Consider the following 9,057-nt stretch of genomic DNA (forward strand, 5'->3'; position numbering starts at 1 on the left):
CAGTGGGATCGACCTGGGCCGGAATGCAAGTGACGCAGCGACTTCTCACCAGCGGAAACGACCAGTACGTCGCGTACTACGACGTGAACCGCGGCATGACCGTCGCCAAGCATACGATCGGCGGCGCCTGGACCTACAAAACCCTCCCGTCGACTCTCGGATGGGACAGCCACAACTACGTTTCCATGGGACTTGACCGGGACGGAAACCTTCACGTCGCAGGCAACATGCACAACGTTCCGTTGGTCTACTTCCGCACCACTGTCCCCGGCGACATCAGCACGTTGGTGAGAGTCACCAACATGGTGAGCGCCGCCACGGAGGACTCCGTCACCTATCCCGAGTTCGTCAACCGCTCGGACGGAAGCCTGGTCTTCGACTACCGCGAGGGCGGGTCCGGGGATGGCGTGACGTACTTCGATGTGTACAACGAGTCGACGAGCTCGTGGTCGCACATCGTCTCCGCGCCGGTCTTCGACGGAAACGGGTCCGCGAGCAACCCTTCAGGAACGTGGAGTTCGTATTTCCAAGGTCCGACCAAGGGACCGGACGGGTGGTTCCACATGATCTGGGTCTGGCGTGACACTGGTGACGCGGCGACGAACAGCATGTTGACGTACGCGAAAAGCCAGGACCTCGTGAACTGGGTGACCAGCAACGGAACGCCTTTGACGACGCCTCTCAAGTACGGCCAAGGCGACGTGATCGACCCGGTCCCCGATTACGGCGGACTGCTGAACGGTAACGCGAAGATCGGTTTCGACGCTTCCGGCAACGTCCTCATCACGTACCACAAGTACGATGCTCAGGGCCTGTCGCAGGTGTACGCCGCGCGTCCGACTGCCTCCGGCACATGGCAGATCAACCAGATCACCAACTGGACCGGACGATGGAGCTTCGGGGGTGGCGGAAGTCTCAACTTCCAGGTAGCAATGCAGGGTTCTCACGTCCTCTCCAACGGCGACATCAGCGTCGACTTCTTCTGCAACGGCACCAGCGGCAGGCAGTCCATCATCATCGACTCGTCGCTGAATCGGATTGCCCAGGTACCCTCGCAGCCGCTGCCCGCTTCAGTGACAACGGTGACCGGCACCTTCCCGGGGCTAGAAGTCGACCTTCAGAATGACCTCGCCGGCGCAACAGCCGACGGGCAGTACGTGCTGCGCTGGGAGACGTTGCCCGGCAACGACGATCAGCCGCGCTCGAGCTACCCGACCGGCGGGAGCACTCTGCAGGTGATTCTGCTCCACTGACGACACAACGGAACGGCCCCGGCTCGTCGCCGGGGCCGTTCTCCGCGTGGCCCTTGTGACGGCACCCCTATATGTAAGGAAACACCGTGTGCACGATCTCGCGGCTCGATACGTTTGACATCCGCTTCCCCCAGCGATCAGAGGAGCTCATTCCATGATTCACGGTCACGTTGCTCCGGGCTTCGAGGCAATCGCCGATGCTTTCGAGCGCGGACAATCGGACGATCCCGGTGGCGCCCAACTGTGCGTCTATCAAGGGGGGACCGTGGTTGTCGATCTGTGGGCAGGCTCGGACGCCGAAACCGGTGTCGCGATCGACGGGGACTCCCTCTTCGTGTTGTGGTCCACGACCAAAGGCATGATCGCGATCATCGCAGCGTCGCTCATCGAACAGGGCCGGCTCGACCCCGATGAGCCGGTGTCACATATGTGGCCAGAATTCGGCGTTCGCGGTAAGGATCGGACGACCGTTGCGCACTTCCTCAGCCACGCAGCTGGTCTTCCCTTCTTTCCCTCTGCGGCGGGGATCGAGAGTCGCGACCTACCGGATTGGGCGCGGTGCGTCGAGGTGCTAGCCGATGCGGAACCGCTATGGGCGCCAGGGACCGCGTCGTGGTACCACCCGTTCACCTTCGGCTATCTCAACGGCGAGGTCATTCGTCGAGTGACTGGCAGGAGCGCGGGCGAACTCTTCGCTGAGCGGGTCGCCAGACCGCTCGGTGTCGACTTCTGGATCGGTGGCCTCCCGGCCGATCGCGAAAGCGACGTCACGTACCGCAGTCGCATGAACCCCCTGCACTCCACCGGTCCGGCTGAATTGTGGTCGCGACACGGAGTGGATCTCTCTGATCCCTTGGTCCAGGAACTGCTCAAGGAAGCGCAGTCGATTCCAGACATGGCCGAGTTTCTCAACACCGCGGAGGGACACCGAATGGAATTCGGCGGCGCCGGCGGAATCGCGAGCGCACGTTCGGTGGCGAAGATCTACGCCGCCACCATCGGCGAGATCGACCACATTCGGCTGCTCTCGCCGGAGACACTCGACTTCGTGACCCAGCCACGCACTCTGGGCTTGGGCCCCGTTCCCCAACTCGCCAGCGTGCCCAACCAGAAGCTTGCGGAGTTCGGGCTGGGATTCTGGTTGGGCTCCCAATTCGCGAGCGGGCGATTCGGGTCCGGTGGAACTTTCGGCCACCCCGGGGCGGGTGGAAACATCGGGTTCGCTCATCCCGAGTCGAATATGGCCGTTGCGTACACGTGCACCGGCATGTGGTCGGACGACTCTCGACCGGACCCGCGCATGGGCTGGGCTGAGCCGCTCGCCGATCTGGCCGGCGCATAGAGCCCAACTCTCGAGCCCGATGTATCCGGGCCTCCCCATTCCCGACCGCTGCGCGAAAGAGCTGCGCACTGGATCGACGATGGGGAGGCCGCCAACGGCTGCTCAGTCTGCCGTCACCGGAATACGCCGCCCAACGCGACACCCTTTGCGATCGAACGGTTGAAGATGAGATAGACCACGATCAGAGGGACCGTCGCCATCGTCAAGCCGGCAAAGATCGCGCCGGTGTTAGCGCCGAACTGGCCTTGGAAGTCCAGCAGCCCGACCGGAATCGTGCGGCTCTCCGGCGACTGAAGCAGGACGATCGCGAGTTGCGTTTCACCCCAGACGAAGAAACCGTTCACCATAGCTACTGCGACAATGGGGCCTTTGGACAGCGGGAGCACGACCGCCACAAAGGTGCGGACGATTCCGAGTCCGTCGAGGGCAGCCGCCTCACGCAGCTCTGGTGGGAATCCGAGATAGAAGCTGTGAAGGATCAGGACACAGGTCGGTAGGCAAACGGCAATATAGACGACGCCCAGAGCCCATGGCTGGCTGAGGACGTCGGCCGCGTTGAAGGCCGTGTAGTACGGGATCAACAACATGATCAGTGGGAGAGTCGTCGCTGCCAAGAAGCCGCGGATGACCGCGGTCCGAACTCGCGCCGACGCGAGCGTCGCGAAGTACGCCGTGAACGCTCCAAGCAGCACACAGCCCGTGATCGCAACGATGACCACGACGGCCGAGTTCAGGAGGTAGCCGGCGAAGCCCTGCCCGCCGGGCGGGCCCGTCCAGGCTTCCGCAAAGTTCTGCGGGCTCCAGTCCACGCCGATGATGCCCAGTGGATTCGTGAAGATGTCGGTGTTGGACTTGAAGGCCAGAAGAATGATGAGCACGAATGGCACGGCTGCAAGCAGGCTCCAGAAGATCGCCCAAAGCTGACCGGCTGCGGTGGTTACCCTGACCGTGCGTCGCCGGCTCATGCGTCGCCGGCTCATGCGTCAACCGCCGTACGCGAGCCGAGCCAATGGCCGACGAATCCGACAGCCAGGAGGATGACGCCGCCGACAACGCTGATTGCCGCGGCTGTCCCGAAATTCCCGGATTGGAAGGCGTCTTTGTACACCTGAACGGGAAGGATGGTTGTGGCGTCACCGGGGCCTCCCTGGGTCATGCCCCAGGCGAGGGTGAAGCCGTTGAATGCCCAGATCGACTCGAGGAGCAGGATCATGGCGAGTACCGGACGGACCAGGGGCAGCGTGATCGAGAAGAACTGGCGGATCGGGCCCGCTCCGTCGATCGCCGCCGCCTCGTACGTGGACACGGGAACTTCCTCCATCGCGCCCAAGATGATGAGAAACGCAAAGCCCGCACCCTGCCACATCGCTACGGCGATGACCACCCCGAGCGCCGTCGATGGATCGGCCAGCCATGCGTGATCATCACCGAGGCCCACCGCTCCGAGGACTGCGTTGACAACGCCGGACTTCGGCTGGACAGACAGCGCCCAGAACACGGCGACAGCCGACGGCGGCGCGATCGCGGGAAGGAACCAGACGATCCGATAGATGTTGCTTCCGGCGATTCCGCCCGAGACCAGGGCAGCCAACAGGGTGGCGATGATCGAGATGCCGATCGCCGTTCCCAAGCCGAGTGTCACGGACCTTGTGAGTGCCGACCAGGCCGTACTGTCGCCCAGAAGGTTGACATAGTTGGTGGCGCCTACGAAGGTCCTGTCGCCGACTCCCGACCAGCTCGACAGGGAGGTGACAACCAGGTCGATGATCGGAACGCCGAAGAAGATCCCAAGAATCGCGATCGCCGGGCTCAGCAGGAGTAACACCGACCGGGAGTCACGTCCTGGATGGGTTCGCCGGCGGATCGCGGCCGATTGGGGGGCCACCAGTTCGATGGGTGCGTGGGTCATTTGAGTTTCCAGTCAGTTGGGTAGGGGCGGGGCGCCGTCCGCTGCACCGCAGGCGGCGCCCCTGGGGCGATCACCCGTTTTGCGACTTGTACGTCTCGAATTGCTGCTGCTGGTCCTTGCCCGCCTGCTCGACGGTCACTTGCCCGCTGAGCAGCTTCTGTGCCTCCGCGTCGACAAAGGCCTGTCCGAGCGAACCCGGAAGGGTGCTGGTCCAGCCGATGCCCACCTTCTTCGAGGCGTACCCGACGATATCCTGCACGATCGGTCCCAGCCCCGGGACGTCCGCCGCCTTTACCGTGGATACTGCAGGAAGCGAGCCGACCTTGCCGGCCGCGTATTTCTGCACGTCGTCGGATTGATACGTCTCAAGGAATTCCTTGGCAAGTCCCTGATTCTTCGACGCGGTGGGAATCGCGAGGGTGTCTCCGGCGTAAAGGCTGGGAACGGTCGGAGTGTCTTTCGCACCCGGAAGGAGCAGCCAGTCGTAGTCGAACTTCTGAGTCTTGATAACCGATGGGATCCAGTTCCCGCCGATCATCATGGCTGCAGTACCGGACGTGAACTGCGCCTGAGCCTGGTCCCCTGACGCAGCAACGAAGCCGGCGGGGAACACTCCGTGCTTGTTCCAGTCCGACAGCTGCGCGAGAGAGTCCGTAAAGGCCGAGCTGGTGTACTTGACCTTCTGGCTGTTGCCCGCCTGCCACGAAGTGAGGAAGTCCTGAAACGCTGCCTTTGGAGCATTCGCCTGCAGTTGAGCGTCCACGAGCCAACCGAGCTGATAACCGGCGTTGCCGCCGACAGCGAGGCCGTCGTATCCAGCGGTCTTCAACTTCGCCACCATGCTGTAGAGATCGTCGTTGCTGGCGATCTGGTGGTCTGCCGGAGCCGTCACGCCCGCCTTCGCGAACGCCGTCTTGTTGTAGAAGACCACGTTGTAATACGTCGTGTCGAACATAGTCAGGTACGGCGTGCCGTTCCACTTGAGTGAGGTCGCGACCGTGTTGCCGTAGCGCGATTCCAGGTTGGCGCTCTTCCACATGTCGTTGAGCGGGATGAGCTTCTTGGCCTTCATGAGGTCGAAGTACGGCTGCGCGTTGTTTTTGACGATGCCGACGTCTGGAGCATTGCTCGATGCCAGGATCTGGGTATTGGTGGTGGTCTCCTGCTGCTCAGTCACCGTCTGGAGCTTGACCTTGAGGCCGGGGTGCTTTTTCTCCAGCAACTTGGCCGCGTACTGGAATGCCGGGAGCTGGGCCGCCTGAGCCTGCACTGTGAGGTTCGTGTCGGTCGTCGATTTCGAGGATGTGCAGCCGGCGAGTACGAGACTAGCCGCGGATGCCAAGGCGGCGATGAATAGAATTCGTCGCCGCGTCAGGGAACTGTGATTCAACTTTCACTCCTTTGTGGTGTTGGTGATGTTTGCAAGTTGAGCGAATCGTTTCGCTTAATCGCGAGACTGTACGCGCTTTTCTCGCCCAAAGCAATGTGCGGTGGGTGTGACTGACGAGATTGCGGCTCGAAAGCCTCGACCGTTTAGCCGACGCGGAACGCGGGCGGTGGTCGGAATGGTGGTCCCGAACCCGCGGGCCTCAGCGCTAGGGCGGAACGTTACGCTCATCGTCAACCCTTTCGCGCGATCACGGTTATTCATCGGGCAGCTCGACCTGGGTCACGTCCCGACCATCAGCGCGTACCGCGGATGTCGAGCCGTCGGTGACGACGACGGTGCGATCCCCGCTGCACCAGGCACGGAACCAACTATCCGCTGATCCGGCTCCCGACGCACGTATCTCCCCCGCAGCGATAGGAGAGCGGTTGATTGTCAAGGGCTTCAGCTTGCCGACCCACTGGCCGAACCGCTCGAGGGTGTTCCGCTGTAGATCGGGAATTTCACCGGACGCTTTGGGGCCGACGTTGATCAGGAGTCTTCCGCCGCGTGAGACCACGTCGCAATACAAGCGCGCGAGCTCCCGGGCGGTCAGGGTCAACGACTCGTCCTCCAGCTGGTTGAACCCGAACGAGAGTCCCAGCCCGCGATTGTGCTCCCAACCGATTCCCTTCTCGAGATGCGTGTGGTGCGCGTATTCGCTCGTCGGGTAACCGCCGACTTCTGCTCCCCAGCGGTCGTTCACGATGCCATCCGGCACTCGAGCCCGGTAGAAGGTGATCAACTGATCGAGCGTTCCATCCTCCTTGCCGGCATCGGGCCATTCGATGTCGTTCCAGATCACGGAGGGCTGATACTTCTCGATCAGATCTCGCACCTGCTCCGTCGCGTACCTGGCGTATCCGCTGTCGATCGGGCGATAGTCCTCGACATCGCGCATACTCTCGATGGCGGGAAAATCGGAGTATGCCCAGTCCAGGCCCCCCGAGTAATACACACCGAAGCGCATGCCTTCGGCGCGCACAGCGGCGGCTAGCTGTCCGATGATGTCCCGTTTGGGTCCGCGGTCCACCGTGTTGCGCCCATCCGAATGGGGGGCATCCCACAACGCAACGCCATCGTGATGCTTCGTGACCGGGATGACATAGTCTGCGCCGGCCGAGGCGAAGAGCCTCGCCCACTGTCGCGCGTCGAATTGTTCGCCACGCCACGCATCCAAGAACTCGCCGTATTCGCGCCCTCCATATGCCTCATGCTGGTGCGCCGCCGCAGGCGAACCGGGGATTCGAATCGTGTTTGCGTACCATTCGGCGTATGCACTGTGGGCGAACCACTCCTGCTCGGGCACGGCCCCCCACGTGCCCGTCGGCTCCGCCCAAGCCGGCACCGAATACGGCCCCCAGTGAATGAAGATCCCGAGACTGGCGTCGAGCGCCCACGCCGGGAGGTGTGGATCTGGAGACATAGCCGTTTGCTGCCTTTCGTCGGTGGTGCCCGTGGTTCCTCGCCGGACACCACCCCTACCGTCTGAGGGTGCGGGGCGATCTTCTTGACCCACCCGCAACTCCGACTTTGGACACCTGCATGAGGGTTGGCCCCCGGGAATCGCGACAGCAGCCGACTACGTCGTCGTACCATCGCGAAACGATTCGCCCTGTGGGAGGATTCTGCCCATGTCTTCGACCCTTTGTCAATCGGGTCGTCGGTTCGACAGCAGGCGGGGCCACGCGCCGTCGCCCCGAGTTGCTGCCGTTCGCTGAGCGCTATTCGCGGAGCGAAGCGACGGATGCGCCGATCTGAAGTGATCCGGCAAGCCGCGTCATCGTGGGCTCAGACAGGATGACCTTTTCGCCGGTCATGCGCGAATGCATGATGTGAGCAGCTTCGCGAGCGATTTCGGAAACAGGTTGGGTGACGATTGTAAGCGGCGGCCGGGTGACCCGAGATATCTCGACGCCGTCGAAGCCGACGAGCGAAATGTCGCGGCCGAGCCGGAGACCGGATTCGTTGATGGCAATCACAGCACCAAGGGCGAGGTCGTAGTTGGCGGCGAAAACCGCGGTGGGCCTGGGGCGCATCGAAAGGATCTTGGTCATGGCCTCGCGACCCCATTCGTAGGTGATTTCACCTCGAAGGACATGCACGTGGGGCACGGCGTCCGCCCCGGTCGCGCCCTCCATCGAATCCATGAACCCGCTGTAGCGCTCGTCCATCGTCGAGACTCCAAGGTGCCCCACGATGATTGCGACCGATTTGTGGCCATGGTCCACGAGATGTTGGCCTGCCATGAATCCTGCACCCACATTGTCCAGGCACACGAAGTCCGCATTCAGGCCGGGCTGCCACAGGTCGACACTCACCACCGGGATACCGGACTCGATCACGCTGGTGAGCGCCGGCACGTCCGCGAGAGACGGCATAGTGATGATGCCGTCGACCTGACGACCGAGAAGCAGATCCAGCGCGTCATTGCTGCGTCCCATCGGCCCGCCCTGGTCCGAGGCGAGGAGGACGCTGAATCCCTGGGCCCGCAGATATGGTTCGGCGCCGGCGACTATCGAGAGATGGAAGCTGCTGAGCAGCGATGGCAGGAGCACTCCCACTGTCCGAGAAGCGCCCCGCCGCAGGTCGCTCGCGTTGCGGTTGAGGCGGAACCCCAATGCCTCGGAGGCCGATTTGATCGCTTCCCGATTCGCCTTGAGAACGTTGCCGCCGTTGTAGTACTTCGAGATGGTCGCAAGTGACAACCCGGTAGCATTCTGGATATCGGCGTAAGTGGCGGGAGCTTCGCGGCGCGTCATGGCTCTCTTCTTGTCTGGTCCCACGTTCGTCGGCCTGGGTTCCTCTGACACGATACTGCGGCCCTCCCTGACGGTGCTCGAATGACCAACGTGTGCGGACATTTTTGTATCGAGACGTCGAGCGATTGACTCGGCGAAACGATTCGCCAATATTGCCGAGCTTACCGCATGTGCTCCGCAACGTGCTGGAGATTCAGTGCGGGAGCATCATCCCCCAACTGGGGTACGTGAGAGTGTTCTTCATCCTGTTTGGCAAGTGTTCTACATCGTAGTAAAGTCCGACTGCCCGGTGCCGAGTTACAGGCACTACGACTTCCGATGAGGGAAGCAGACGCGAGGAGGCGGCCCGTGACACGAAGCAGCAT

General features: G+C 62.5%; 7 protein-coding genes. 2 read left to right on the plus strand and 5 right to left on the minus strand.

Annotated elements, in window-relative coordinates:
- Both ACPYOG_RS17645 and ACPYOG_RS17650 read left to right on the plus strand, forming a co-directional pair.
- Positions 1–1,253, plus strand: a 1,253-nt coding sequence (locus tag ACPYOG_RS17645) for a BNR repeat-containing protein (RefSeq protein WP_481295461.1), incomplete at its 5' end; no start/stop codon positions are given.
- Positions 1,254–1,407: 154 nt separating this feature from the next.
- The gene (locus ACPYOG_RS17650) at positions 1,408–2,595 is read left to right on the plus strand and encodes a serine hydrolase domain-containing protein (RefSeq protein ID WP_481295462.1); all 1,188 of its coding nucleotides are present in this window, start codon (positions 1,408–1,410) and stop codon (positions 2,593–2,595) included.
- 113 nt (positions 2,596–2,708) lie between these two features.
- Here ACPYOG_RS17650 and ACPYOG_RS17655 read toward each other — a convergent pair whose 3' ends face one another.
- From ACPYOG_RS17655 to ACPYOG_RS17675, 5 genes are all read right to left on the minus strand, one after another.
- Entirely contained in the window at positions 2,709–3,560 is an 852-nt protein-coding gene (locus ACPYOG_RS17655; protein WP_481295463.1) for a carbohydrate ABC transporter permease, read from the minus strand.
- Positions 3,561–3,571: 11 nt separating this feature from the next.
- Entirely contained in the window at positions 3,572–4,225 is a 654-nt protein-coding gene (locus tag ACPYOG_RS17660; protein ID WP_481295464.1) for a carbohydrate ABC transporter permease, read from the minus strand.
- 349 nt (positions 4,226–4,574) lie between these two features.
- Positions 4,575–5,894 (minus strand): ABC transporter substrate-binding protein, encoded by a 1,320-nt coding sequence (locus ACPYOG_RS17665; RefSeq protein ID WP_481295465.1) that lies wholly within the window; start codon positions 5,892–5,894, stop codon positions 4,575–4,577.
- Between the two features lie 253 nt (positions 5,895–6,147).
- Entirely contained in the window at positions 6,148–7,356 is a 1,209-nt protein-coding gene (locus tag ACPYOG_RS17670) for an alpha-L-fucosidase (RefSeq protein ID WP_481295466.1), read from the minus strand.
- A 298-nt stretch (positions 7,357–7,654) separates the two neighbouring features.
- The gene (locus ACPYOG_RS17675) at positions 7,655–8,692 is read right to left on the minus strand and encodes a LacI family DNA-binding transcriptional regulator (protein WP_481295467.1); all 1,038 of its coding nucleotides are present in this window, start codon (positions 8,690–8,692) and stop codon (positions 7,655–7,657) included.
- Positions 8,693–9,057 lie beyond the last annotated feature (365 nt).

Source organism: Leifsonia sp. HAY1-4F (genome assembly GCF_056755275.1).